The following is a 24,405-nucleotide window of genomic DNA, read 5'->3' as shown; positions in this document are numbered from 1 at the left end:
GTGAGGCAACTGACCGATGACCATCGCTTCGATCTCCGGCGGCCGGCCGCGAGCGGAATGGGCCGACGTCGCCAAGGGCGTCTGCATCGTGCTGGTGGTGCTCTGGCACGTGATCATGAAGCACTATCTGCCCATCGACTGGCATCTGTCGCTGCCACTTCCCGGCGCCTGGGGACTGTTCGGCGAACAACTGCTGCCCCTACGGATGCCGGTGTTCTTCACCATCTCCGGGATGTTCGCGGCGGCGGCCGTCCACCGGCCCTGGCGGGTGGTGCGGCGCAGCCGGATCGCCAAGTTCTTCTATTTGTACGCGGTGTGGTTCGCCGTGCACACGGCGGTGCTCAGCCTTGTCCCCCGCTTCGACACCCTCGCCGCCCACAGCCTGTCCGACGTGCTGGACCAGCTCACCATCACGCCGACGAACCTGTGGTACCTCAGCGCCCTAGCGGTCTACTTCACGGTGGCCAAGCTGACCCGGCGACTGCCGGTCACCCTGGTGCTCGGCGCGGCGTTCGTGCTGTCCGCCGTCGCGTCGGCGGGCCTGCTCGCCGCGCCCGGCAATCGTGGCCAGCTCTATCAGAATCTGCTGTTCTTCCTGGCCGGGCTCCGGCTGCGGCCGTGGGTGGAGCAGCTGGCCGCACGGGCGACGCCACGGTTGTTGGTGTCCGGCGTGACCGGTTATGCCGTCGTCATGGTGGCCATCCACGTTCTCGGCGCCCGGACGTGGTTCGGCCTCTGGCCGGTCACCAGCGCCCTGGCGGTGACCGTCGGTGTGCTCGCCACCTCGCTGCTCACGCGCCGGCGCGGGCTGTCGTCGCGCTTGGCGGCCCTGGGTCGTCGCACCTTGCCGATCTACGTGATGCACATGCCCCTGCTCGCCCTGATCCACCTGATGCTGTGGCGACCCTTCTCCTCGCTGGGCGCGGGACCACAGCTCGTCCTGGCCGCGTTCCTGCCGGCCGTGCTGACCGCACTGCTGGTCTGGCTCTGCCTCCTGCTGCACCGTGCCCTGATGTCGGCCGGTGCGTCATGGCTGTTCGACCTGCCGTCCCGGTCGCGCCCGCGGCCGGCCACGCCCACGGACTGGTCCGCCGCTCCGACCCGCGAACTGCCGAGGTTCCCACGGTGACCGCCGCGGCCGCGCCGCCGAGCCGCGCCGGCGTGGCGGAGACGGCACTGGGAGCAGCTCTCCTTCTCATTCTCGTCGCGTACGTGTGCACCTGGTTCCATCAGCAGATCGAATGGCGCACCGGAACCGCGGTCCCGGCCGCCTGGTGGCTCGGGGGAAAGGCCGCCGGAACGCTGGGGACACCGCTGTTCTTCGCCGCCGCCGGCTGGTATCTCGGCCGGCGCCGCCCGGCCGTCATGGGCTGGTACGTACTGTCGGCGCTGGCGTGCGCGGCGCTGCTGTGGCGCTTCGGCCCGGTGTACGGCCTCAGCCCCATCCGTGACCTGCCGGAGTTCGTGTCCGCGGCGCTGCTGCCGTCGCCCGGGCTGGCACCGGTCTACGCCCTGGGGGTGTTTCCGCTGATTGCCGCGGCCGGCCGCCGGGTGCCCACCTGGACCGTCCTCGGGATCATCGCCGGCGCCGTCGTCGCGGCCGACCTGCTCCCCGCTCCGGCGGTCGGCACCGTACTGACGTACCTGCTGTTCTTTCTGGCCGGTCAACGGCTCGGCACCGTACTCGAGTCCCTGTCCGCCCGTGCCTCCCTGTGCCGATTCCTGCTGTACGCAACGGGTCTCGCGGTGGTGGCCACGGCGGCCGGCACCGCCGGGGACTGGACCAGGCCTCTGGTCGAACTGGCCGCGCTGCCCGGCGCGGTGACCGGAGCCGCCCTGCTTGCTGAGAGACCGCTCGCCGAACGAGGGCTCAGCCATGTGACCCGCGGCGCAGCCGTTATCGCCGCGACCATGACGCCGGCCGTTGCCCTTGCCGGTGCGGTCCTGGTGAAACGGCTGTCGTCGCTCGGCGGGACGGCCCAGACGGTAGTCGCCGTCGTGGATCCGCTCGTGCTGACGGCCGGTGTCGTCACCGCGGGTCTGCTCGTGTCCCGGCTGCTGTCCCGGATGATGACACCGGCTCCGCTACGGGTGACGCGATGAGCGGCCGACGGCTTCGGCCCGCGGCGGCGGCGCTGGCGGCCCTGCTGCTGACCTCAGCCGCATGCACCGCCGGGACGGACCACGACGCGCGCGAAGTGACTCTCGCCTTCGGCGGGGACGTCCATTTCGAACCGGCGGTCGCCCGGCTGCTGACGAGCCCCGGCTCGGCCTTCGGCGCCGCCGGGGCCCCGCTGAGAGCCGCCGATCTGGCGCTGGTCAACCTGGAGACCCCGATCACCGGACGCGGCGAGCCACAAGCCAAGCGATATGTGTTCCGGGCGCCCACGAAGGGCGCCGAAGAACTGAGCGCGGCCGGGATCGACGCCGTCAGCCTGGCCAACAACCATTCCATGGACTTCGGCCGGACCGGTCTCGCCGACACGATCGCCGCCGTGGGCGCCGTCCGGGTCGGCGCCTTCGGGGCCGGGCGCGATGTCGATGAGGCCTTCCGTCCCTGGCGGGCCGAGGTGCGCGGGGTACGGATCGCCGTCTTCGGGTTCAGTCAGGTCGACGACCTGGCCGCCGACTGGGCCGCCGGCCCGGGCCGGGCCGGCATCGCCCTGGCCGCCGACACCGATCGGGCCGTCCGCGCCGTCGCCGCGGCCCGGGCGGACAGCGACCTCGTCATCGTGATGCCGCACGGGGGCACCGAGGGCGACCCGTGCCCGACGCGCCGGCAGCAGGAGTTCGCCCGCCGGATGATCGAAGCCGGCGCCGACATCATCGTCGGCGCCCACGCCCATGTGCTGCAGGGAGCCGGTCGTCTCGGCGGCGGCTACGTGGCTTACGGGCTGGGCAACCTGCTGTGGTACAGCCCCGGGCTCTTCCCGCCGTTCAGCGCCCGCGCCGGCGTCCTGACCCTGACCGTCCGCGACCGTACGGTGGTCCGCTCCGAGCTGACACCGACGGTCCGCTCCGGCTCCGGCCGGCCCGAGGTGCTCACCGGCTGGCGGGCCGCCATGGCAAGGCAGAACTTCACCGATCTCCGTGGTTGCGCCGGGCTCGAAGCGGTGGATTACGCTGCGCGGCCATGAAGCTGAATCCGTTCCGCAAAGAGGCGAAATCGGAGGCCGAAGCCATCGCCGCATTCTGGCAGTGGTGGGCCGGCACGCGGGACGAGGTGGAGTCGGCGATCGACGCCGGTACGGTCGCCGAGCTGAGCCGGACGATCGAGCGCCGGGTGCGTGCCATCCATCGCGACCTGGAATGGAAGGTGGTGCCGGGCATGACCTCGGCGCACGTGCTGGTCGTGACGCCCAACTGGCCCGACACGATCCGCGCGGTAGCCGAACGCTGGCTGGCCGCCGCCCCGCCGGTCGACGGCACGTGGTCATACCGGTGTGAAGGCGTGATCGCCGACCACGCGGCCTTCGCCTCGACAAGGGAGTTCCAGGGGCAGATGGTGGACCTGTCGCCGGTTCGCTTCGGTGTCACCGTCAAGGAAGACGCCCGCCGGAGCGACGTGGTCTGCTACCACCCGGCTTTCGTGATCCTTCCGGACGACGTTCAGGAAAACCTCGCCTACCACGCGGTCGAGCTGGCCCTGGGTGAGGATGACACGGACATCTGGATCGACGAGATCACGTGGAGCGCGGTCGAGCCGGCCGAAGCCCTCACGCCGGCCGAGCTCTGGCGGACCGTTCAGACCGTGGCCGGCAGCTACGACCATTGGCAGCACAGCCGTACGGAGTGGAATGGGCAGCCCGTTCTCGTCACCGTCGCGTCGCCGTTGGTCCGGGCCCGCTGGCCCCGGTTCGGCCTGTACGTACCGGTCCTGCTGCCTTATCGGAACCACGACGAGGACGGGCTGCCGGCCGACGGGTCGCTGGAAGCGCTGCGCCGGTTCGAAGGCGAGCTGAGCGCTGCTCTCGGGGCCGACGGCGCGCTGGTGGCGCACACCACCGTCGATCGCGTACGGACGCTCCACTTCTACGTCGAGTCACAGTCCGGGGCCGCGGCCGAGCTCGAGTCGCGCCTGCCGCGGTGGGACGAGGGCAGTGCGGCGATCGCCGAGGTGCTGCTCGACCCGGCGTTCGACCGGGTCGAGCACCTCAGATAGCGACGCCTGCCGGCGGTGCCGGCCCGCATCCGATGCGGGATTCACCACACCGATGACCGACCGGCCCGGCCGTACGTCGAGACGGTTATGACGGTCAGATCCACCGGCACGGGAATTGTCGACACGATCGTGGTCGGCGGCGGGGCCGGTGGATTGGCCGCCGCCTGGCATCTGCGGGAACGCGATCGCCGGTTCGTGGTGCTCGACGGCGGTTCTCCCGGCGACTCCTGGCGCCGGCGGTACGACAGCCTTCGCCTCTTCACCCCGGCCCGCTTCTGCGCGCTGCCGGGACTTCCCTTCCCCGAGCCGGCCGACGTGCATCCCGGCAAGGAGGGGATGGCGGACTATCTGGCCCGATACGTTCAGCACCACGACCTGCCGGTGCGCTCGGGCGTCACCGTCACCCATCACCGGCGCACCAGTGGCCGCCATCACCTCGTCACCACCGGCGGCGAGTACGAGGCGCGTCGCCTGATCGTGGCCACCGGCGCCCTCCAGCGGCCCCGGACACCCGCCTTGGCGGCGTCTCTGGACGCGAGTGTCCGCCAGATCCATTCATCGGCCTATCGACGCCCGAGCGACGTCCCGCCCGGTCCGGTGCTCGTCGTCGGCGCCGGGCCCGCGGGCGCGGACATAGCGCTCGACCTGATTGCCGGCCACGACGTCTGGCTGGCCGGGCCCAGTACGGGGCACGTACCCGTACGCGTCGTCCGGAGCCGGCTGGTCCGCAGCCTCCTCTACCCACGCCGGGTTCCGCCAGGGCCGCTCGGCCGGCTGCTTCGCACGCGTCTGGTCGGTCACGGTGGTCCGCTGATCTGGCAGAGCGAGGCGACTCTGCGCGATGCCGGCATCCGCCGCGTGCCCCGCGTGACGGCCATCCGCGAGGGCTTTCCCCAATTGGCTGACGGCCGCGTGCTGCGTCCCTCCACCGTCATCTGGTGCACTGGCCTGCGCCCCGATCACCAATGGCTGGACCCGCGGGCGCTCGGCCCGGACGGCCATCCCCGGCACCGCCGGGGTATCTCGGCGACCATCGCCGGTCTGGCCTTCGTCGGGCTGCCGCTGCAGCACACGTTCGGCTCGGGCTTCCTGTCCGGCATGGCCGGCGACGCCGCGTACGTCATCGAGCACCTGCCCTGAACCACGCCGCCTGGACGCGGGTTCATCAAGGGGAGTCCGGGCGGCTTTCCTCCAGGGCGGCCGTCGCCTCGCGGAGCAGGCGGCGAGCCGTCCGGCGGCCTCCGGCGCCCTTGGCCATGGCCGGGGGCGGCACGACCACGACGGGGCAGGCGGCGTGGCGCACGCACGCCCGCACCGTTCTCCCGCCCGGCCAGCGACGTCCGGCCCCGACCACCAGCAGGTCGCGGGGTGAGGTGACGCTTTCCCTGAGTACGACGCCGGGCACGCCCTCGCCCGTACGCCGGACGACGGTCAGGCCCGCCGGCATGGCCGGGGCTGCTTCCTCGAAGGCCTCGGCGATGATCTGCCGGGACGGGTCGGGCAAGGTGCCTTCGTACTGCCAGAAGGAGGGCTCGTAATCCCCGGAGGACCAGGCCCAGGTGCTCTGGCCGTCCCAGGCCCGCACCGCGATCAGCGGCGCCTCCCGGCGGCGGGCCTCCGTCACCGCGAACCGCAGTGCTTCGAGCCCGGCCAGCGACAGAGAGACGCCCACGATGACCTTGCCCTGCTCACCCGGACGCGGTTCGGCGGGGTTCGAGCCGTCGCCCGGGAGTAACCGGTGGTATCGGGGAGGCGGGCCGTCGTCGCTTCTCACGTGGTTTCCCTCCGCGGACACCGCCGGTCAGTCGGTCAGGCGTACGGGCAGGCGCAGCGGGCCGCGCATCATCCCGTTCGGGATCCACGGCACCTCGGCGAGCGGGATCCCCGGGCGCAGCCGCGGAAAGCGCCGCAGCAGGGCGCCGATGGCGATGCTCGCCTCGGTCCGGGCCAGTGGCGCGCCGACGCAGTGGTGGATGCCGTGCCCGAAGGCGAGGTGCCGCGCGTTCGCCCGGGTCACATCGAGCTTCGCCGGGTCGGCCACGCCGTCCTGCGGGGCGTCGCGGCTGGCCGCGCCCAGATAGACGACGACCAGGTCACCGCGCCGGATTCGTACCCCACCGAGCTCGAGATCCTCGGCCGCGAAGCGGAACGTGGACTGCTCGACCGACGAGTCGAGGCGCAGGAACTCCTCGACCGCCCCGGTGATGAGGTCGGGCCGGGAGCGCAGCAGCAACGCCTGTTCCGGCTGACGGAACAGCGCCACCATGGCGTTGCCGAGCAGATTGACGGTCGTGTCGTGGCCGGCCACCACGAGCAGGCCGGCCATCGCGATCAGCTCGACGTGCGAGAGCCGGCCGTCTTCCTTGGTCTGCTGAGCGATCAGGTCGGACAGCAGGTCGTCGGACGGCTCGGCGCGCTTGCGGTCGACGAGCTCGGTCAGATAGCGGTTGAAGCGCAGGCCGTTCTCCCGCTGCTCCGGCGAGGGGATGCCGACCAGTGCCCGCGACCAGTCCCGGAAGTCGGCCCGCTCGCCGGCCGGCACGCCGTGCAGCTCACAGATGACGGTCATCGGCAGGGGCGCGCAGTAGGCCTCCACCAGATCCACCTCGTCGTGAGCCGCCATCGCGTCGAGAAGCTCGCCGGCGATCGCCCGCACGCGGCCGGCTAGCAGCTCGGTGCGGCGAGCGCTGAACACCGGCGCCACCAGCCGGCGCAGCCGGGTGTGGTTCGGCGGGTCGGAGAAGAGCATGGAACCCCCGAAACCCTCACCCACCCGATGCGAGGTGATACCGGCCGCTTCCAGCGCCGCGATCGCGGGCTCGGGGTTCTTCAGCAGCTGGGGGTGGGTGAGGGCGGCGCGGGACTCGGCGTACGACAGCACGGCCCAGGCGTCGAGGCCGCTACCCAGCCGCACCCGCCGGACCGGCCCACCGGCCCGCAGTTCGGCCAGCGCGGCCGGCGCGTCGGCCTTGAACTCCGCGGTGATGGTGGCGACCGGCCGGCGCGACTCGTCCTCGGCCGCCGTGGTGTCCTGCATGCTGTCGTCGTCCCTTCCCGCATCTACGTTCCATACGGCAGAACGTGGGAACCACCGACGAGTTCATCGCGGCCCCCGCGACCTTCGTCAGGTCACCGGCGGCAGTGCCGGGCCGGTGGTGCCGAGCTGCTCGGTCGCGATGATCGGCGGCACCGGCCAGGTCACCCCGGGCGGCGGGAACTTCTGCCCGGTCCGGGCCAGGAACTCCGCGGGCGGTTCGTAGAGCGGCGGCTGCTGCCCATCAGGGATCATGCTGACCCAGTCGACACCGCTCGTACGCTCCTGGAACTCCTTTTTCATGCGGGCGAGCAGGGCTGGTTGCTCGATCAGGTCGACCGCCGCCGCGGACAGGTAACGGGCGGCCGACAGCATCGCCTGGTGCCCGATGTTGGTCGCCGCGGTGGCGGTGAACGCCCAGTTGTGGTTGGTCAGCCCGGGCGGGAAGGCGGCCGCGAGCAGCACCGCCGTCGGGGCCTTCCAGCTGATGTCGGCCGTGTCGGTGGACAGACCGCCGGTGTAGGACGCCGCGGGCGGGGTCAGCGGGGCCACGGACATCGGCATGCCGGTCTCCGGTTTGCCGAGCGCCCTCTGCAGGCTCTTGGCCAGTGCCTGGTCGGCCGCGGTGAAGGCCGGCGGCCCGAGCGTGAGCATGTTCTCGTTGAGCAGTTCCGAACCGGTCTTGCTGGCTAGCAGGTTCCACGTGCCCGAGTGGAACCGGTGCACGAGCCGGGTCTGGCTGGCCCGGGCGGCGGCTTCGGCGCAGTCGACGATCTTCTGGTGCAGCACCCGGGCCCGTTCGGGGCTGCCCTCGCGGACGAAGAACCAGATCGAACACATGTCCGGGGTGACGTTGGGCGCGCCGCCGCCGTTGATGATCGCGTAGTGGAACCGCCCGGACGGCGCGACGTTCTTCTCCCGCAGGTACTCGGTCATGGTGGCCATCAGCAACGCACCGTCGAGCCCGCTCTTGTTGCCCAACGGGGAACCGCCGTGCCCCGAGGCGCCCAGGAAGGTGAAGGTGGACGAGATCAGGGCGCTGGTGGTGTTCCAGAACGGCACGGTCGCGTTGAACGGGTGCCAGTCGAGGAAGGCGTCCAGGCCGTCGTAGACGCCGGCCTTCACCGCGTACGCCTTGCCGACCAGGTGCTCCTCGCCGGTCGAGCCGAACAGCTTGACCGTCGCCTCGAGGCCGTTGGCCCGGACCGCCTGAGCGGTGGCGATCGCCGCGGCGGTGCCACCCACGCCGAGCAGATTGTGCCCGTCGCCGTGCCCCGGACCATAGGCCGGCCCGTAGGCGTCGTAGTTGTAGACCATCGGGTCGTGGGTGGCCACTCCCGCTTTCTGCGACAGACCGGGCAGCGCGTCGTACTCGGCGTTGAAGCCCAGTACCGGTCCACCGGAGCCGTACGTGGCCACGAAGGCCGCCGGGAAGCCCGCCGAGCCCCAATCGATGGTGAAGCCGTTCGCCCGCAACAGGTCGGCATGGGCCCGCGACGACTTCCACTCGCGCAGGGACAGCTCGGCATGCTTCCAGATCGTGTCGCTGAGCCCGATCAGCTTGGCCCGGTTGGCCTCGATCCAGGAGAGCGCGGTGTCCTTGGCGGCGGTCCGGCGGGCCAGCCCCATCGGCGGGCGGTAGGTGGCCGGGTCGACGCCGTGCGCCTCGTCGTAGCCGAGCGTCGCGGCCAGAACCGGATCGGCGGCCAGCACTGCCGCGGTGGTCGCGCCCGCGCCCAGGCCGAACATCTTCAGGAGACGACGCCGGCCCTCATCGAAGCGCCGATCTGTTTCATATCGCGAGTTGTCCACACCAGACAGACGAGCCGGCGTGCGGTGGGTTCACCACGATCCGGCCGGCCGCCGCCGCGGTGAACTTTCCTCAGCGAGTGACGTCCTTAGCGGCAGGACCCCCGGGCGACGATCGACTGGTTCCGCCCGGGGAGGCACGGGAAAAGCCGGCGTGCGGAAAGTTCACCGTGAAAGGTGTGGATGTGCGGAAGAAATTAGGATTCTTGGCGGCGCTAGCCGTCCTGGGCGTGGCGGCCGTCGCTCCGCCGGCGTCGGCGAGAAGCGCGAGCGCCGACGGCTGGACGGGGACGTTCGCGACCGCGCCGTGGAGCACCAAGGGGCAGGGCAAGTCGTTCGAGAAGCAGACGCTGCGCCAGATCGTGCGGACGAGCATCGGCGGAACGTCGGCGCGTCTTCAGTTCTCCAACGCCTACGGCAGCGAAGCCGTGACGATCTCCGACGTCCACCTGGCCGACCGGGTCGACGGGCCGGCCGTCGACCCGGCCACCGACCGTGCTGTCACCTTCGGCGGGGATGTCTCGGTCACGATCCCGGCCGGCGGAAAAGCGGTCAGTGACGAGGTCGCCTTCGCGGTGAAGCCGCTCGCCGACGTGACGGTCAGCTTCTACGTCCCGGGCCGGATCCAGGACCCCACGCAGCATCTCGACTCGTTCCAGACCAACTACGTCGCCGACGGGAACGTCGCCGGTGACGCGACTTTGAGCGGCTACACCACCAACGCGAGCTACACCCTGCTGGCCAACCTGGACGTACGCAACAGCGCGGCCGCCGGCGCCGTGGTGACCCTCGGCGCGTCGATCACCGACGGGTACGTGTCGACGTTCGACCAGAACCGTCGCTGGCCCAACGACCTGGCCGTCCGGCTGGCCGCCACCGGCCGCGTGGTCGGGGTGCTCAACCAGGGCATCAGCGGCAACGCCACGCTCGACGACGGTGCCGGGCAGAGCGCGGTTCACCGGTTCACCCGCGATGTGCTCGACCAGCCCGGCGTCACCTGGGCCGTCATCGCCGACACGCCCATCAATGATCTGCTCGGCTTCAACCCACCGACCGGCGCCCGGCTGACCGCGGCCCTCACCGGGCAGATCGGCGCGGCCCACGCCCGGGGCGTACGGGTGCTGTGCGCCACTCTGACGCCGTTCGGCGGCCACGAGCGCTGGACCGAGGCGGCCGAGGCCGCCCGCGGCGAGTACAACGCTTTCGTTCGGGGATCCGGCAGCGGCTGTGACGCCGTCGTGGACTTCGCCACCGCCACACAGGACCCGGCCGACGCGCGGCGCTTTCTTCCCGCCTTCGACATCGGCGACCACCTGCACCCCAACACCGCGGGGCTGCAGGCCATGGCCGACGTGGTCGACCTGAACATCTTCGGCCCGCCCACCGGCCCGGTCGTCACCCCCACCACGGTCATCGCTCTGCGGTCACGGGAGAACAAGAAGATTGTCGCGGCCGAGGCCGGCGGCGAGCAGCCGTTGATCGCCAACCGCGACCCCATCGGCCCCTGGGAGCAGTTCGACCGGATCCCCCAGGCCGACGGCACCTCGGCGCTGCGCGCGCACGCCAACAACAAGTACGTCACCGCCTCCGAGAAGAAGCCGCTCATCGCTTCCGCGACTACGGTCGGCGCCGAACAGCGATTCACTTTCGTGGCCAATGCCGACGGCAGCGTCAGCCTGCGATCGGCGGCCACCGGCCGCTACGTCGCCGCCGAGGCCGCCGGCGCGCAGCCGCTGATCGCCGACCGCGACGCCATCGGGCCCTGGGAACTGTTCGACCTCCTGCCGCAGTAACTCCATACGGCCGGAGAGCAGCGTCACTTTCCGTGAACCCCCTGGCCCGCCCGGCGTCTGAAGCGGTGACAGAGCCGCCAGGACGGAGGTGAACCGGTGGAGCAGGTGCTCGGATACGTGCTGGTCGGCCTGGCCACCGGCAGCACCTACGCCGTGATCGGGCTCGGCATCGCCCTCGTCTATCAGGTCAGCGGCATCATCAACTTCGCTCAGGGTGACTTCGTCATGCTGGGCGGGCTCACCTACGCGGTCGCCGTCGAGTCCGGGGCTCACCCCGTGGCGGCGGCCGCGCTCGCCCTCACCGTCACCGCCGGCTGCGGGGCGGCGCTGCACCTGTTCGTGCTCTCGCCGGCCCGCGACGCCGGGCACGACCGGCTCATCGTGCTGACGATCGGCGCTTCCATTCTGATCCAAGGGCTGGCCCTGCTCGTCTTCGGCGCCGACCAGCACTTCGCGGGATCGTTCGGCGGCGACCATCAGTTCCAGGCGTTCGGGATCAGCATCTCGGCCCAATACCTGTGGTGTGCGGCGGTGGCGGCCGCCGCCGCCACCGCCGTGTGGGCGCTGCTGACCCGGTCGCAAGCGGGCCGGGCCATGCGGGCCCTCGCGGCCGACCGGGAGACCGCCCGCCTCATGGGCGTCGCTCCATTGCGGACCGGCCTGCTCGCCCTGCTGATCGCGGCCGTGCTGGCCGCCATCGGCGGCATCGTGCTGGCGCCCATCCAGCCGCCGGACGCCACGGCCGGGGTTCCGCTGGGGCTCAAGGGCTTCACCGCGGCCGTACTGGGCGGGCTGACCTCTCCGCTGGGCGCCATCGCCGGCGGCCTGCTGGTCGGTGTGGTCGAGGCCGTGGTGACCGGCGTGGTCAGCAGCGGCTACCGCGACGCCATCGTGTACGGCCTGCTCGTCGCCGTGCTGCTGGTACGACCGGGCGGCCTGCTGGTCGCGGCGGTCCGGGAGCGCGTGTGATCGCCCGCCTGCGCCCGTACGCCGGCTATCCGGCCTTCGCCGCCGGGCTGATGCTGGTACCGGCCGTCTTCACCCGGGTGCCGTTCTACACGATGTCGACCGCAGTGCTGATGGTGCTGCTGGCCATCGGCGCGCTCGGCCTCGTCCCGCTGACCGGCCTGGCTCGGCAGGTCTCAATCGGACAGGCGGCGTTCTACGGCATCGGCGGCTACACGTCGGCGCTGTTGAGCACCCGGCTCGGCCTCGGCCCGTGGTGGGGCCTGCTCGCCGGTGCCGCCCTGGCCGCCGCGGTGGCGTGGGCGCTCGGCACGGTCATATTCCGGGCCCAGGGCCACTATCTGTCGCTGGCCACGCTCGCCTTCGGACTGGCCCTGGCCGCCGTGGTCAACGAGCTTCCGGCCACCGGCCGCAACGCCGGTATCAGCGGTCTGCCGCCCTTCCACTTCTTCGGCGCCCGCCTCACCGACGATCTTCCTCTCTACTGGCTGTACGCCGGTCTGCTGGTGGCCGGCACGGTTGCCGTACACCTGCTCGTCCGTTCACAGCTCGGCTCGGCGCTCACCGCGGCCGGAGACAGCCCGGTGGCCGCGGCGGCGGCCGGCATCGACATCGCCGCCCTGCGGCGCACCGCGTTCGTGGTGTCGGCGGTGCTCGCGTCGATAGCCGGCAGTGGCTATGCCCACTGGTTCCGCTACGTGGACCCCAGCATGCTGGGACTGCTCAACTCGGTGCAGTTGCTGATCATCATCACCGTCGGCGGCCGGGAAAGCGTGTGGGGCGCCCCGCTCGGTGCCTTCACCGTGGTCACGCTGACCGAGGTGGTGCGGGGACGGTTGCCCGGCTCCGGAGCGGGGGCCGAGCTCACCGCGTACGGAATCGTCCTGGTCCTGAGTCTGTTGCTGCTGCCGCGCGGGCTCGCCGGGCTGCCGGCCGCGCTGCGCCGCCGGGGAGGCGGCACCCGATGACATACGCGGAGCTGGAGATTCAGAACCTCACCGTGCGCTTCGGCGGCGTGACGGCGATCGACGGGGTGTCGCTGCGGCACGACACCGGTGGGGTGGTCGGGCTGATCGGCGCCAACGGTGCCGGCAAGACCACCTTTGTCAACGTGCTGTCCGGGGTCGTACGGCCCACCCGCGGGCGGGCCGTGCTCGACGGGAACGAGCTGACTGTGCTGCCGGCGCATCGAATCGCCCGCGCCGGGCTGACCCGCACCTTCCAGAACCTGCGATTGTTCGGCTCGCTCCCGGTCCTCGAACACCTGCTGACGCCGTACGGGGCCCGGCGGCGCGGCCGCAAGCGAGCGCTCGCCCTGCTGGCCGACGTCGGCCTGGCCGGCGCCGAGGATCGGTACCCAGGCGAGCTCTCGTACGGCGAACAGCGCCGCCTGGAGCTGGCCCGTGCCCTCGCCCTCGACCCGCGCGTCATCCTGCTGGACGAGCCGCTCGCCGGGCTGCCCGCCAGCGAGGGCGACGAACTGCTGGACCTGTTCGCCCGGCTGCGCGACGACGGGACCACTCTGCTGCTGGTCGAACACGACGTGCCGAGCGTCCTGCGGATCAGCGACCGCGTCCTGGTGCTCGACCGCGGCCGGCTGCTGGCCGACGGCCCGCCGGCCGCGGTGGCCGCCGATCCGGAGGTCCGGCGTGCCTATCTGGGGGACGGCGATGCCTGACCCCGGCCTGCTGCGACTATCCGGCCTGGCCGCGGGCTACGGCCGGATCGAGGCCCTGCACGGCGTCGATCTCACCGTCGGGGCGGGTGAGGTGGTCTGCCTGATCGGCCGTAACGGCGCCGGCAAGACCACGCTGCTCAAAACGGTGGCCGGTCTGATCCGGCCGACCAGGGGACAGGTGCTGCTGCGCGGCCGGGACATCACCGGCCGCCCGGTGCCGTGGCGCCACCGGGCGGGCGTTTCCCTGGTGCCGGAGGGCCGTCACGTCTTCGCTCCCCTGTCGGTCCACGACAACCTGCTCCTCGGCGGATACGGCCGGCCCCGTCGAGCGGTCACCGCCGCTGTCGCCGAGGTTTACGCCCGCTTCCCTCGCCTGGCCGAGCGGCGCCGGCAGACCGCCGGCACGTTGAGCGGCGGCGAGCAGCAGATGCTCGCGATCGGCCGGGCGCTGATGTCCGCGCCGGCGGTCATCCTGCTCGACGAGCCTTCGCTCGGGCTGGCCCCGCTCGTCGTGAGCGAGGTCGAGACCATCATCGCCGGGCTGGCCGGAGCGGAGGCCGGCGTGCTGCTCGTCGAGCAGAACGCCGCGGTCGCCTTCCGGGTGGCCGACCGCGGCTACCTGATGGAACGCGGGCGCATCACCACATCCGGGCCGAGCGCGATGCTGCGCGGCGACGCGCGCGTGCGCTCGGCATATCTCGGGGCCGATCCGGCCGCCGGGTGAATCACACCGCTAGCTAGGAGAACCACAAAGTGCGACTACGAGGCGTCCTGCCGCTCACTCTGACCGCCGCCGTCCTGGCCACCGTGGCCGGCTGCGCCGCGGACGAGAAGCCGGCCGGTTCCGGCGCGGACGAGATCGTCGTCGGCGCCAGCCTGGAGCTGTCCGGGCCCACGGCGTCGATCGGCACCGCGTACCAGAAGGCGCTCGAACTCAAGGCCGCTCAGCTCAACGAGACCGGGGCGCTCGGTGGCCGCAAGCTCAAGGTCGTCGTGCGCGACAACCGTACGGACAACAACACGTCGGTCACCAACGTCAACGCGCTCATCAAGAACGAGCACGCGAACGCCCTGATCCTCGGCGGATGCAGCGCCTGCGGCCTGGCCGCCCTGCCCACGATCACCGAGAACAAGGTGCCGGCCATCGCGCTCGCGTCGGCCAGCGCCCTGACCAACCCGGTGTCCGAGCGGACGTACCTGTTCAAGATCTCGCCGAACCCGGCCCAGGACGCCACCGTCATCGTCGACGAGCTCAAGCGCAAGAAGCTCGGCAAGATCGGGCTCATCTCCGTCAACAACGTCTACGGCCAGGACGGCCGGAAGTCGGTGACCGAGGCGGCCGGCAAGGCCGGGATCAGCGTCGTGGCAGCCGAGCAGTTCGGCCAGGCCGACACGAGCGTGACGGTCCAGGTCTCCAAGGTCGTGGCGGCCAAGCCGCAGGCGGTGGTCGTCTGGGCCGTCTCCCCGGCCGCCGGCACCGTGGTCAAGGCGCTGCGTGACGCCCGGTACGCCGGCCAGATCTATCTGGACGCGGGCGCGGGCGCCGAGCTGTTCATCAAGGGCGCCGGGGCCGCCGCCGAGGGCACCAACATGGTGTTCCCCCGGGTCCTGGCCACCGACGACATCGACACCGCCACACCGGCCGGCAAGGACCGCAAGGCCTGGGTCGAGGCCTATCAGAAGGCCAACGGCGAATACTCGGGCTTCGCGTCCTTCGCCGCCGACGCTCTGCAGTCCATCGTCGACGCGGTGGGCCGAGCTCAGGGCACCGACTCGCAGAAGATCCGTGACGAGCTCGAGAAGGGGCAGATCGACGGCATCAGCGGGCCGCTGAAGTTCAGCCCCGAGGAGCACTCCGGCCTGCAGCCGGCCGCGCTCGGCATCCTCACCGTACAGAAGAACCGCTGGGTCCTGGCCGACTGACCGAACGCCCCTGGACTCGAGCGTCTGCTCGGGTCCAGGGGCGTTCGAGGCGCTGTCGTCAGGCCGTCTGCCGCACCCGCGCGGCCAGCGCCGGGTCGAACAGCGCCGTGATCGGGTCGAGCATGTTCGCCACCCGCAGGAAGGCCGCGCCGACCCGCGCGTCGGTTGCGGCCGTGGCCCGCAGCAGATCCAGGTACTGCCCGGCCTGCTCCTGCTGCGGGTCCCGCTCCCCCTCGACGCCGGGGAATCGCAGGTCGCTGCCCGCGGCCAGGGCCCACGGCTCAGCCAGCACCCGGGCCGCCCCGGCGAAGTAGCGCGGGGCCAGCCGGTCGAGCCCGCTCGCCAGCAGCGACTCCAGAAGCTCGGCCTCGAGCACGGCCACCGTGATGCCCTGGCCGTAGAGCGGGTTGAAGTTGCCCATCGCGTCGCCGACTACCAGGTAGCCGTCGAGGTAGCGGTCGAGCTTCTCGAAGTGCCGCAGGGAGCTGGCCGGGTTGCGCATCTTGGCCGCCTCGTCGAGGGGGGTGGCCGTACCCAGCACCTCAGCGATCTCGGGGGCGGCCAATGTGGACGCGAAGGCGAGCATGCCCTCGTCGTCGGTGGGCGGCTCGTCACCGAGGATGCCGGCCAGGAACACGGCGATCTGGCCGTTCTCCTGGCGTACGGCGGCGCCGCTGCGGGGGTTCGCCGGGTACGCGCCCGACACGACGGCGTGCCGTCCGCCCGGCTGGCCCGAGGCCTGCTGGAAGTGCCTGGTCACATAGACCACGTTCGTCCGTACGACGGTCTCGTCCGGAGTGGGGTAGCCCAGATCCGCCAGCCAGGTCACCGCGCGCGAGCCACGGCCGGCCGCGTCGATGACCAGATCCGCCTCGATGTCGCGCTCGGGGTCGTGCCCGGCCACGGCCCGCGCCCGTACGCCGGTGATCCGGCCGTCCGCGGTGAGCAGACCGAGCGCCTCGGTCGAGTCGACGACGGTGACGTTCTCCAGTGAGCTCACCCGCCGGCGGATCAGGCCTTCGATCAGCGGCCTGGTGACGAGGTAGTTCGGGGTGTCCGCCGTCCCCCGGGCGAGCTTGTGCCCGTCGAGGTAGTAGTGATAGTCGTACAGCGCGTCGGCCCGGGGCGCCCCGGCCGCGATCAGCTCGTCGAGGATTCCGGGGAACAAGCTCTCCAGACCGGCGGCGCCGCGCGCGGTGACGCCGTGCACGTGCCGGCCCTGCGGAACGCCGCGCCGGGCGACCGGCTCGGCCGGGAGCGCGTCACGGTCGAGGACCGTCACCCGCTCGAACGTGGCGCTCACCGCGCGGGCCGCGAGAAGCCCCGCCACGCTGCCGCCGATGACGGCCGCGTGGCGGCCAGGGCGGGTCTCGGATTCGGTCACACCAAAACCTTGTCTTCCGTGAGTGTTGCGACGGACACCTGTTCAGCTACCACTACGTGTTCGTGTCCCGCGGGTTCGGTGTGAACTCCTGCCCGCCTGGCCCGTCTGCCGATTCAGGAAAGTGATGGCCTCTCTCAAGTCGTCAGGCGTACGCCGGATCCCCCCGGCCTGCCCGGTCGCCTCGGCCGATTTCCGTCGACTCAAGCTCGAGTAAGCAGTGCTTGGAAAGGACTCATGATGGCTACCCGGCCCGACGAGAACCTCACCGACGAGGCCGCACGCCGATGGGCCACGGCCCATTCACCGCGTACGGGCGAATTGATGACCGCGCTCGTACGGCACCTGCACGCCTTCGCCCGCGAGGTCGACCTGACCGCCGACGAATGGATGGCGGCCATGGACTGGCTGACCCGGACCGGTCAGATCAGCAACGAGAAGCGGCAGGAGTTCATTCTCGCCTCCGACGTGCTGGGCCTGAGCTCACTGGTGGTCCAGCTCAACCACCGGTTCGACGAACGGGCCACACCGGCGACGGTGCTGGGGCCGTTCCACATCGACGGCTCGCCCACAGTGGAATGGGGCTTCGACATGTCCGACGGGTTGCCCGGGACGCCGCTGTTCATCGTCGGCCGCGTGACCGACCTCGCCGGCCGGCCGGTGCCGCACGCCGTGCTCGACGTGTGGCAGGCCGACGTCGACGGAATGTACGAGTCGCAGCTGCCCGAGGTCGACGAGGCTCGGCTGCGGGCCAAGTTCCGGGCCCGCGAGGACGGCACCTACTGCGTGCGGACGATCGTGCCGCTGGGCTACACCATCCCGATGGACGGGCCGGTCGGTGACCTGATCGCCCGGACCGACATCAGCGAGTACCGTCCGGCGCACGTCCACTTCCTGCTCGAGGAGCCCGGCTACGAGAAGCTGGTGACCCATCTGTTCCCGGCGGGAACAGAATACTTGGACACTGATGTGGTGTTCGGTGTCAAGGACGCGCTGGTCACCCCGTTCGCCGAGCACGGGCCTGGCCCGAGCCCGGACGGCCGGGTCATGGACCGGGCGTTCATGGTCGCCCGCTACGACTTCGTCCTGCAGCCCCGGTGACCTCGCCGGTCGGGCCCCGGCGCGGGTGACCGCGGCTCCGCTGCCGGGGCGCTGGACAGCGGCGGTGACGCCGAACAGGGTCCAGAGGGCGAGACCCGGCCCCGGCTGATGACCTCGGCGAGCGCGATCACCGCCAGCCCCTGCGCGGCAGGGCGATCGAGATGCCCAGGCTGACCGCGTCACCCGTGATTCCGGCGGTTGAGGCGCCGCGCCTATCGCAGTTTGACGTCGATGCTCGCCCACTGGCCGTCGGCCACCGTGACGCCGACAGTGGCCGGGCTGTGGTCGCGGGCGGTGAAATCCAGCTCCCAGACGCCCGGCTCCAGGGGCCAGTCGTAGCGGCCGTCCCGGTCGGTGATCACGACCTTCAGGTCGGATGAGCGCGAAGGGCCGACCGCGCGGCGAGTCACGGTCGCGTCGCTGATGGGCGCGCCGGCTCCATCGAGGACGCGACCGCGTACGCCCTCGTCGGCCCGCGACGGTGTGGAACTGTCGCAGGCCCCGAGGAGCAGGGCGGCCGCCAGCAGGGCCGCGCTCAAGCGGGAGGCCTCGTTCACCAGTACATGACCGCGGATTCGCCGGAGGCCCACGAGTAATAGAGCCGGACCCGGACCACGTAACGGCGGCCCGCGAAAAGCTTCACATCGATCAGGGCGTTCCGGTCCTCGCCGCTGTCGTCGTCGCCGGCCAGATAGCGCAGTTCGCCGTCGACCTCCTCGAAAAGCACGAGCACGACGTCGGCCGCGCCGAAGGTGCCGATGCTGTACTCACGGCTCGCCTCGGGCACGATTTCGGCGTTGAACTGCTCGCCCGGTTTCAGGCTCATCGGCGTCGACTGGAACGGCGTCAGGCGCGGTAGTTGCGGCGTGAGACCCGGGTACCAGATCAGCACCTGCTCCTGGTCGATCTTCGAAATGCTGCCGGGCGGGCGGATGCCGTTCGTCTTGTACTCCTCCGGGCTGATCACCAGCCCGCTCGGGAAGCTGTATTCCATGACGGACTCGGGATCCCAGTCGGAGCCCTCGACCTCGGCCGGGTCGAGCTTGCGGAGCACGTTGTGGAACGTGGTCTCGCGCGGCCAGTTGTTCGGCGGCCCGCCGAGGAAGGCGTAGACGGCCTCGTCGTCCCAGACGATGCCGGCGTTCGGGTTCTGGTGCTCGTGCGGCATGCCGAGCGTGTGCCCGATCTCGTGGCGGGCGGTCGTCCGGCCGTACGGCGTCGTCAGATCCCACCCGAAATTCATGGTCCGCTCGTTCTGCCCGATCTGGAGCACGTCGCGCCCGAGATAGGACCAGGAGCCGTCACCCTGCTCGAAGCCGATACGTACCTCGGCCTCGGCGGGCGAGCTCACCTCGGCGAAATCGAGCCCGATGCCGATGCCTTTCCACTCGGCGAACGACTCGCGGACGACCGCCTTCTGGTCGTCGCGGCCGCTCTCCATGAAGGCGTAGCGCAGTTTCGTCCCGTTCGCCCACTTGGCGGTGCCCCGCACGATTGCCCGCCGCCGTTCGGCCGGCATGTCGGCCGGCAGAACCGGCATGATGCGCGGCGGCGCGGCGCAATACCTCAACTGTTCCATGACGCCCTTCCCCCCACCGAAAAAGCACGGAATAAATGCCCGCCGGGAATCATTTCCGTCCGGCGCGGCGAATAACGTGCACCAAGCTTTCTCTTGATTTCTTGGTCAAGTCAATGACCTGCGAGAGCGTTGTCGGAAAGCCGTCCGGGAGGTATCTGACACGGCCCGGCACCCCCCGCACGCGGCCCGTGTGACCGGGCGCACCAGCACCCCGACCAGGGTCGGACACGGGGGCGCCCGGGGAGCGGACGGGGCAATGGTCGCTGAGGGACACCTCACGGAAGGAAAGTTTCGATGCCACCGCCGCCGCGCCGGGTCGCGCTGACGCTGATCCTCGGATCTCAGCTGATGATGACCCTCGACACCTCGATCATCACCACCGCGCTGCCGAAGGTGCAGCAGCAGTTCGACTTCTCCCCGGGCGCGCTGTCCTGGGTGCAGAACGCGTACGTGCTGGCGTTCGGCGGCCTCCTGCTGCTCGGCGCCCGGACCGGCGACCTGCTCGGCCGCCGCCGGGTCTTCGTCGGCGGGATCGCGCTGTTCACCCTGGCCTCGCTGGCCGCGGGCCTCGCGCCGACCGGGCCGTTCCTGATCGCGGCCCGGGCCGTGCAGGGCGTGGCGGCCTCGCTGGCCGTGCCGTCCACGCTGGCCCTGCTGGTCTCCGGTTCGCGCGACGCCACCGACCGGGCCCGGCTGATCGCCCTGTACAGCGCGGTGATCGGCGCCGGCGGCAGCGTCGGCATCGTGATCGGCGGCGTCTTCACCGACCTGCTGTCCTGGCGCTGGGGCCTGCTCGTCAACGTTCCGATCGGCCTGGTGATCACGGCGCTCGCCCCGCGCTTCCTGGCCGGCACCGCCCGCAGCGAGGGCAGCTTCGACCTCGGTGGGGCGCTCACCTCGACGCTGGGCATGACCGCTCTCGTCTACGGCTTCATCCAGGCCTCCGAGGCCGGCTGGGGCGCCGCCTCGACCGTCGTCTCGCTCGCCGCGGGGATTGTTCTGCTGATCACTTTCGTCCTCATCGAGCGCGTGGTGGCTCAGCCGATCACCCCGCTGCGACTGTTCGCGAATGTCGAGCGCTCCGGCGCGTACGCGGGAAGGCTCTTGATCGTCGGGGGGAACTTCGCCGTTTTCTACTTCCTGAGCCAGTACCTCCAGGAGGTGCTGGGCCTCAGCCCACTCGAGACCGGCTTCGCCTATGTGCCGGTCACCGGCATGTTCTTCGCGATGGTGTACGTGGTCAGGCCGCTCCTGGCCCGGCTGGGCCGCCCCGTGCTGCTCGTCGCCTCGCTGACGATCGCGCTCGCCGGCACGTGGTGGCTGTCCCGGATCTCGGCTTCCTCGACGTACTTCCCGGACGTCCTGTTGCCCCTGCTGGTGATCGGAGTCGGTCAGGGCATCGCGATCATCCTGATGACGAACGGCGGCGTGGCCGACGTCGAGCCGCAGGACGCCGGCGCCGCCTCCGGCCTCGTCAACGTCGCGCACCAGGTCGGCGGATCGCTCGGCATCGCGATCTTGACGATTGTGTACGCCGGCGCGCTGCCGAACGGCAAGGTCGCGGCCTTCCACGACGCGTTCACCGGATCCGTCTACTTCTTCGTCGCCGCGCTGGCCCTGGGGATCGTCGTCGCGATCGTCACCCGCCACCGCGCCCCGGAGATCACCCCGCAAAACCCCGTCCTTCTGGAGGCATGATGAACACCAGGCTCTTCCTCGGCGGGTGATCGCGGCCGAGAACGGCTCCGCGCTCTGGTTCTGCCGAGCCGGTCAGCCCGGCCTGTCGCGCCAGGCCACCTCGTTCCTCAAGGCGGCGTCCGAGTTCGGCTGGGAGGAGACGCTCCCCTCCTCCACACCCTTCGATTCGGTCGTACGCCGTACGCCGTACGCCGGTCGGCGTGGTCGCGGCGATCATCCCCTGGAACTCGCCGTTCTCGGCGGCCAACGCGAAGATCATCCCGGCCCTGCTGGCCGGGAACACGGTGATCCTCAAGGTCTCGCCGGAGAACACGCTGAGCATGAACCTGCTGGCCTCACTGCTGGCCGAGGCCGGGGTGCCCGAGGGCCGGATCAGCGTCCTGGCGGCGGACCGCGAGACCAGCGAACACCTGGTCAAGCACCCCGGCGTCGACAAGATCGCGTTCACCGGCTCGACCCGGGCCGGGCGGCGGATCGCCTCGCTCGCCGGCGAACAGCTCAAGCGAGTCAGCCTGGAGCTGGGCGGCAAATCGGCCGCGATCATCCTGGACGACGCCGACGTCCCCTCGGCGGTCGCCGGACTGAAGTTCGGCTCGCTGCTCAACAACGGCGAGTCGTGCATCGCGCAGACCCGCATCCTGGCCCCACGCCGCCGGTACGACGAGATCGTGGCCGCCCTGGCCGACATGGTGTCGTCGGCCAAGGTCGGCGACCCGCTCGACCCGGACACGTTCATCGGGCCGATGGTCCGCGCCGACCAGCAGCAGCGGGTCCGCGACTACATCGACCTGGGCGTCAGCGAGGGCGCGACGCTGGTGGTGGGCGGCTCGCAGATCCCCGAAGGCCTGGAGAAGGGCTTCTACGTCCGGCCGACCCTGTTCGCGGACGTCGACAACAGCATGCACATCGCCCAGGAGGAGATCTTCGGGCCGGTGCTGGCGGTCATCGCCTACGACGACGGGGACGACGCGGTCCGCATCGCCAACGACTCCGAGTACGGCCTGTCCGGCGGCGTCTGGTCGGCCGACCCGTCCCGGGCGCTGGCCGTGGCCCGCCGCCTGCGCACCGGCACGGTCACGATCAACGGCGCCCCGATCGGCTTCGACGGCCCGTTCGGCGGCTTCAAGACCAGCGGGATCGGGCGCGAGTACGGCGTGGTCGGCCTCACCCAGTACATCGAGTACCAGACGATCACGAAGGCGAGTTGAGAATGCCGAAGACCCGGCTGGTGACGGGCTGCTCCGGCGGCCTGGGCCGGCAGATCGCGAAGGCTGTCGTGAGGCGGCAAAGCACGCGGTGAACGGTTTCTCGGCGGCGCTGGCCCTGGAGGTGGCCCCACTGGGCATCAAGGTCACGGTCGCGGAGCCGGGCGGCATGCGCACAGAGTGGGCCGGCACGTCGATGACAACGCTGCCCATGTCCGCCCCCAACGAGTCAACCGACTACCGCTGATCCACCCCTCGGCTCGGCCGGCCCGCTCCAGGCCCCGGCCGAGCTCGCCCCGCCCCCTCGCCTTACGCCCCTCGGCCCCCTCGCCCCCTTGGCCCTCGCCTTCGCCCCCTCGCCCCCTCGCCATTCGCCCTCTCCCCCCTTGCCCTTCGCCTTCGCCCCTCGCCATGCGCCTCGCCCTCTCGCCCCTCGCCCCTCGCCTTCGCACCCTCGCCCTTCTTCGCCCCTCGCCGGCGGGACTTCACCCCGTAGCCCCCGGCGGGTTGGCTGCGGTTAGGCTTTCCTAACTTCGAAGGACGGGGTTGGGGATGGCGCAGCCGGAGTCGTTGGCGGAGCTGCTCAACGGGCGGCGGGCGGCGATCGACGCGACCGTGCCGGCGGCCGGATATCTCGGGGGCTGGCTGATCGGCCGGTCGATCTGGGCCGGCGCCATCGTGGCGGTCGTCTGCGCCCTGGCCATCTCGTGGTGGCGCCTGCGGCACGGCGACAAGCCCCGCGCGGTGCTGATCGGCCTGCTCGGCGTCTGCGTGGCGGCACTGATCGCCCTCCGTACCGGCAATGCCGCCGACTTCTTCCTTCTGCAACTGCTCAGCAACGCGGCCAGCGCGCTGGCCTGGGCGGTCAGCATCGTGATCCGCTGGCCGCTGCTGGGCGTGATCGTGGGCGCGGTGCTGGGCCAGAGAACCCGGTGGCGCCGCGATCCGGCACTGCTACGGGCGTACATGCGAGGCAGTTGGATCTGGGTTCTGCAGTACCTGATCCGGGTAGCGGTCTTCCTGCCTCTGTACGCGGCCGACCAGGTGACAGCCCTCGGCGTGGCCCGGATCGCGCTGACCTGGCCCCTGGTCGCCGCCTGCCTCGCGGTGAGCTGGTGGGTGATCCGCCGCTCGCTGCCGGCCGGCCACCCCGGCCTACGCCACCCGGTGACCGAGCCGACGCCGGCCTCCTGACCGCCTCGCCACCGAAGCCCCCTTCCCGGCGCGCAAAGCACCTCACCTCTCACCACCTCTCGGCACTGTGCCTCTCAGCACCGCGTTCTCCGCGTTCTCGGCACCCCGCCTTCCGCATCGCGCCTTGCGCACCGCCCTTTCACACCGCGCCTTCCGCACCGCGCCCTCCGCACCGCCTCCCGCACCGCGCCTTGCGCACCGCCTTCCACACCGCACCTTCTGCACCGCGCCCTCCGCACCGCCTCCCGCACCGCGCGTTGCGCACCGCCTCCCGCACCGCGCCCCCTCCGCACCGCGCGCCCCTCCGCACCGCGCGCCCCTCCGCGCTGCCGTCAACACCGCGTCAAAAATTGGGCTCGGCTCTGGCGTGGGCTCGGTGGCCGAGTCACGGTTGCCCGGTGAGCGAGTCGAAGGTGATCCTCGGGGTGTCGTCGTCCCTGTCCGGGCTGGAGGCCGCGCGCTTCGCGGTGCGGCAGGCGCGGCGCCGGTCGGTTCCGCTTTTGGCGGTACGTACGTGGATGCTCACCACCGGACCCCGGTCGCGCCCGAGCCTCGAGTGGGAGCGCGCGCTGGCCGTCGAGGCCCGTCGGCGCGTCGACGAGACGTTCGAGCTGGCGCTGGGTACGACGCCGGCCGAGTTGGACGTGATGGTGCGGGTTCCGTCCGGCTCGGCCGCCGCCGCTTTGCGGCACTACGTCACCGGCGCCGACGATCTCATCGTGGTCGGCGCCCCCACCAGCCGCTGGTGGGGTGGCGGCACGGTCCGCCGCTGCGTACGGACCGCGTCCTGCCCTGTCATCGTCGTGCCGCCGCCGGCGCTGGCCCGTGTGCCGTCGCGGCGGCTGGCCCAGGAAGCCATCGACTACACGACCCGCGCGTAGC

23 protein-coding genes are annotated in these 24,405 nt (G+C 71.2%); 17 read left to right on the top strand and 6 right to left on the bottom strand.

What is annotated here, in order from left to right:
* Positions 1–16: 16 nt before the first annotated feature.
* The 5 genes from ACGFJ7_RS45200 to ACGFJ7_RS45180 all read left to right on the top strand — a co-directional run bounded on the left by ACGFJ7_RS45200 (position 17) and on the right by ACGFJ7_RS45180 (position 5,302).
* On the top strand, positions 17–1,129 hold the full coding sequence (locus ACGFJ7_RS45200) for an acyltransferase family protein (protein WP_392648503.1): 1,113 nt from the start codon (positions 17–19) through the stop codon (positions 1,127–1,129).
* A complete protein-coding gene (locus ACGFJ7_RS45195) occupies positions 1,126–2,103 on the top strand; it encodes a hypothetical protein (protein ID WP_392648500.1) in 978 nt (325 codons plus the stop codon). Before ACGFJ7_RS45200 ends, ACGFJ7_RS45195 begins: the two co-directional genes overlap by 4 nt.
* On the top strand, positions 2,100–3,137 hold the full coding sequence (locus tag ACGFJ7_RS45190) for a CapA family protein (protein WP_392648498.1): 1,038 nt from the start codon (positions 2,100–2,102) through the stop codon (positions 3,135–3,137). Before ACGFJ7_RS45195 ends, ACGFJ7_RS45190 begins: the two co-directional genes overlap by 4 nt.
* On the top strand, positions 3,134–4,162 hold the full coding sequence (locus ACGFJ7_RS45185) for a DUF695 domain-containing protein (protein ID WP_392648495.1): 1,029 nt from the start codon (positions 3,134–3,136) through the stop codon (positions 4,160–4,162). Before ACGFJ7_RS45190 ends, ACGFJ7_RS45185 begins: the two co-directional genes overlap by 4 nt.
* Before the next feature lie 87 nt (positions 4,163–4,249).
* A complete protein-coding gene (locus ACGFJ7_RS45180) occupies positions 4,250–5,302 on the top strand; it encodes a flavin-containing monooxygenase (RefSeq protein ID WP_392648492.1) in 1,053 nt (350 codons plus the stop codon).
* Between the two features lie 25 nt (positions 5,303–5,327).
* Here the strand turns inward: ACGFJ7_RS45180 and ACGFJ7_RS45175 are convergent, their stop codons facing one another.
* The 3 genes from ACGFJ7_RS45175 to ACGFJ7_RS45165 all read right to left on the bottom strand — a co-directional run bounded on the left by ACGFJ7_RS45175 (position 5,328) and on the right by ACGFJ7_RS45165 (position 8,945).
* Positions 5,328–5,936, bottom strand: a complete 609-nt coding sequence (locus ACGFJ7_RS45175) for a universal stress protein (RefSeq protein WP_392648489.1) — start codon at positions 5,934–5,936, stop codon at positions 5,328–5,330.
* A 27-nt stretch (positions 5,937–5,963) separates the two neighbouring features.
* Positions 5,964–7,199, bottom strand: coding sequence for a cytochrome P450 (locus tag ACGFJ7_RS45170; protein ID WP_392648486.1), 1,236 nt, complete (start codon positions 7,197–7,199; stop codon positions 5,964–5,966).
* A gap of 87 nt (positions 7,200–7,286) precedes the next feature.
* Positions 7,287–8,945, bottom strand: a complete 1,659-nt coding sequence (locus ACGFJ7_RS45165) for an amidohydrolase (RefSeq protein ID WP_360261189.1) — start codon at positions 8,943–8,945, stop codon at positions 7,287–7,289.
* A 266-nt stretch (positions 8,946–9,211) separates the two neighbouring features.
* Between ACGFJ7_RS45165 and ACGFJ7_RS45160 the strand changes: the two genes are divergently transcribed.
* The 6 genes from ACGFJ7_RS45160 to ACGFJ7_RS45135 all read left to right on the top strand — a co-directional run bounded on the left by ACGFJ7_RS45160 (position 9,212) and on the right by ACGFJ7_RS45135 (position 15,365).
* Positions 9,212–10,798 (top strand): GDSL-type esterase/lipase family protein, encoded by a 1,587-nt coding sequence (locus tag ACGFJ7_RS45160; protein ID WP_360261191.1) that lies wholly within the window; start codon positions 9,212–9,214, stop codon positions 10,796–10,798.
* A gap of 96 nt (positions 10,799–10,894) precedes the next feature.
* Positions 10,895–11,767 carry a branched-chain amino acid ABC transporter permease gene (locus ACGFJ7_RS45155; protein ID WP_360261194.1) on the top strand — a complete coding sequence of 291 codons (873 nt, stop codon included), beginning with the start codon at positions 10,895–10,897 and terminating at the stop codon, positions 11,765–11,767.
* The gene (locus ACGFJ7_RS45150) at positions 11,764–12,732 is read left to right on the top strand and encodes a branched-chain amino acid ABC transporter permease (protein ID WP_360261196.1); all 969 of its coding nucleotides are present in this window, start codon (positions 11,764–11,766) and stop codon (positions 12,730–12,732) included. Before ACGFJ7_RS45155 ends, ACGFJ7_RS45150 begins: the two co-directional genes overlap by 4 nt.
* Positions 12,729–13,442: an ABC transporter ATP-binding protein gene (locus ACGFJ7_RS45145; protein ID WP_360261198.1), complete on the top strand. Its 714-nt coding sequence runs from the start codon at positions 12,729–12,731 to the stop codon at positions 13,440–13,442. Before ACGFJ7_RS45150 ends, ACGFJ7_RS45145 begins: the two co-directional genes overlap by 4 nt.
* Positions 13,435–14,166 carry an ABC transporter ATP-binding protein gene (locus ACGFJ7_RS45140; RefSeq protein ID WP_392648481.1) on the top strand — a complete coding sequence of 244 codons (732 nt, stop codon included), beginning with the start codon at positions 13,435–13,437 and terminating at the stop codon, positions 14,164–14,166. Before ACGFJ7_RS45145 ends, ACGFJ7_RS45140 begins: the two co-directional genes overlap by 8 nt.
* 29 nt (positions 14,167–14,195) lie before the next feature.
* The gene (locus tag ACGFJ7_RS45135; RefSeq protein WP_360261200.1) at positions 14,196–15,365 is read left to right on the top strand and encodes an ABC transporter substrate-binding protein; all 1,170 of its coding nucleotides are present in this window, start codon (positions 14,196–14,198) and stop codon (positions 15,363–15,365) included.
* A gap of 58 nt (positions 15,366–15,423) precedes the next feature.
* Here the strand turns inward: ACGFJ7_RS45135 and ACGFJ7_RS45130 are convergent, their stop codons facing one another.
* On the bottom strand, positions 15,424–16,749 hold the full coding sequence (locus ACGFJ7_RS45130) for an FAD-dependent oxidoreductase (RefSeq protein ID WP_392648478.1): 1,326 nt from the start codon (positions 16,747–16,749) through the stop codon (positions 15,424–15,426).
* Between the two features lie 237 nt (positions 16,750–16,986).
* Between ACGFJ7_RS45130 and ACGFJ7_RS45125 the strand changes: the two genes are divergently transcribed.
* Positions 16,987–17,847 carry a dioxygenase gene (locus ACGFJ7_RS45125; protein ID WP_360259805.1) on the top strand — a complete coding sequence of 287 codons (861 nt, stop codon included), beginning with the start codon at positions 16,987–16,989 and terminating at the stop codon, positions 17,845–17,847.
* 212 nt (positions 17,848–18,059) lie between these two features.
* Here ACGFJ7_RS45125 and ACGFJ7_RS45120 read toward each other — a convergent pair whose 3' ends face one another.
* Both ACGFJ7_RS45120 and ACGFJ7_RS45115 read right to left on the bottom strand, forming a co-directional pair.
* Positions 18,060–18,404 (bottom strand): carboxypeptidase-like regulatory domain-containing protein, encoded by a 345-nt coding sequence (locus ACGFJ7_RS45120; protein WP_360259803.1) that lies wholly within the window; start codon positions 18,402–18,404, stop codon positions 18,060–18,062.
* Entirely contained in the window at positions 18,401–19,426 is a 1,026-nt protein-coding gene (locus ACGFJ7_RS45115; RefSeq protein ID WP_360259801.1) for a M12 family metallopeptidase, read from the bottom strand. The genes ACGFJ7_RS45120 and ACGFJ7_RS45115 overlap by 4 nt, the downstream gene beginning before the upstream one ends.
* A gap of 294 nt (positions 19,427–19,720) precedes the next feature.
* Here ACGFJ7_RS45115 and ACGFJ7_RS45110 point away from each other — a divergent pair, with 294 nt between their 5' ends.
* The 5 genes from ACGFJ7_RS45110 to ACGFJ7_RS45090 all read left to right on the top strand — a co-directional run bounded on the left by ACGFJ7_RS45110 (position 19,721) and on the right by ACGFJ7_RS45090 (position 24,404).
* Positions 19,721–21,124, top strand: a complete 1,404-nt coding sequence (locus ACGFJ7_RS45110; RefSeq protein ID WP_392648473.1) for an MFS transporter — start codon at positions 19,721–19,723, stop codon at positions 21,122–21,124.
* A 164-nt stretch (positions 21,125–21,288) separates the two neighbouring features.
* Positions 21,289–22,332, top strand: coding sequence for an aldehyde dehydrogenase family protein (locus ACGFJ7_RS45105; RefSeq protein WP_392648559.1), 1,044 nt, complete (start codon positions 21,289–21,291; stop codon positions 22,330–22,332).
* Positions 22,333–22,360: 28 nt separating this feature from the next.
* Complete coding sequence (locus ACGFJ7_RS45100) at positions 22,361–22,576, top strand: SDR family NAD(P)-dependent oxidoreductase (protein WP_360259812.1); 216 nt, start codon at positions 22,361–22,363, stop codon at positions 22,574–22,576.
* A gap of 305 nt (positions 22,577–22,881) precedes the next feature.
* Positions 22,882–23,523 carry a DUF3159 domain-containing protein gene (locus tag ACGFJ7_RS45095; RefSeq protein WP_392648471.1) on the top strand — a complete coding sequence of 214 codons (642 nt, stop codon included), beginning with the start codon at positions 22,882–22,884 and terminating at the stop codon, positions 23,521–23,523.
* Positions 23,524–23,921: 398 nt separating this feature from the next.
* The gene (locus ACGFJ7_RS45090) at positions 23,922–24,404 is read left to right on the top strand and encodes a universal stress protein (RefSeq protein ID WP_360259795.1); all 483 of its coding nucleotides are present in this window, start codon (positions 23,922–23,924) and stop codon (positions 24,402–24,404) included.
* The last annotated feature ends 1 nt before the right edge of the window (position 24,405 follow it).

It is taken from the genome of Actinoplanes sp. NPDC048988 (genome assembly GCF_043197815.1).
Classification (GTDB): domain Bacteria; phylum Actinomycetota; class Actinomycetes; order Mycobacteriales; family Micromonosporaceae; genus Actinoplanes.
The sequence above is the reverse complement of the archived record's forward strand: the minus strand, read 5'-3'. Positions and strand labels throughout refer to the sequence as shown.

What these genes read in the sequence shown, in the direction of transcription:
- ACGFJ7_RS45180 (WP_392648492.1), top strand. Translation starts at nt 4,250, where the DNA reads ATGACGGTCAGATCCACCGGCACGGGAATTGTCGACACGATCGTGGTC.
- ACGFJ7_RS45145 (WP_360261198.1), top strand. Translation starts at nt 12,729, where the DNA reads ATGACATACGCGGAGCTGGAGATTCAGAACCTCACCGTGCGCTTCGGC.
- ACGFJ7_RS45095 (WP_392648471.1), top strand. Translation starts at nt 22,882, where the DNA reads ATGGCGCAGCCGGAGTCGTTGGCGGAGCTGCTCAACGGGCGGCGGGCG.
- ACGFJ7_RS45140 (WP_392648481.1), top strand. Translation starts at nt 13,435, where the DNA reads ATGCCTGACCCCGGCCTGCTGCGACTATCCGGCCTGGCCGCGGGCTAC.
- ACGFJ7_RS45110 (WP_392648473.1), top strand. Translation starts at nt 19,721, where the DNA reads ATGCCACCGCCGCCGCGCCGGGTCGCGCTGACGCTGATCCTCGGATCT.
- ACGFJ7_RS45170 (WP_392648486.1), bottom strand. Translation starts at nt 7,199, where the DNA reads ATGCAGGACACCACGGCGGCCGAGGACGAGTCGCGCCGGCCGGTCGCC.
- ACGFJ7_RS45125 (WP_360259805.1), top strand. Translation starts at nt 16,987, where the DNA reads ATGGCTACCCGGCCCGACGAGAACCTCACCGACGAGGCCGCACGCCGA.
- ACGFJ7_RS45115 (WP_360259801.1), bottom strand. Translation starts at nt 19,426, where the DNA reads ATGGAACAGTTGAGGTATTGCGCCGCGCCGCCGCGCATCATGCCGGTT.
- ACGFJ7_RS45200 (WP_392648503.1), top strand. Translation starts at nt 17, where the DNA reads ATGACCATCGCTTCGATCTCCGGCGGCCGGCCGCGAGCGGAATGGGCC.
- ACGFJ7_RS45165 (WP_360261189.1), bottom strand. Translation starts at nt 8,945, where the DNA reads ATGTTCGGCCTGGGCGCGGGCGCGACCACCGCGGCAGTGCTGGCCGCC.
- ACGFJ7_RS45190 (WP_392648498.1), top strand. Translation starts at nt 2,100, where the DNA reads ATGAGCGGCCGACGGCTTCGGCCCGCGGCGGCGGCGCTGGCGGCCCTG.
- ACGFJ7_RS45185 (WP_392648495.1), top strand. Translation starts at nt 3,134, where the DNA reads ATGAAGCTGAATCCGTTCCGCAAAGAGGCGAAATCGGAGGCCGAAGCC.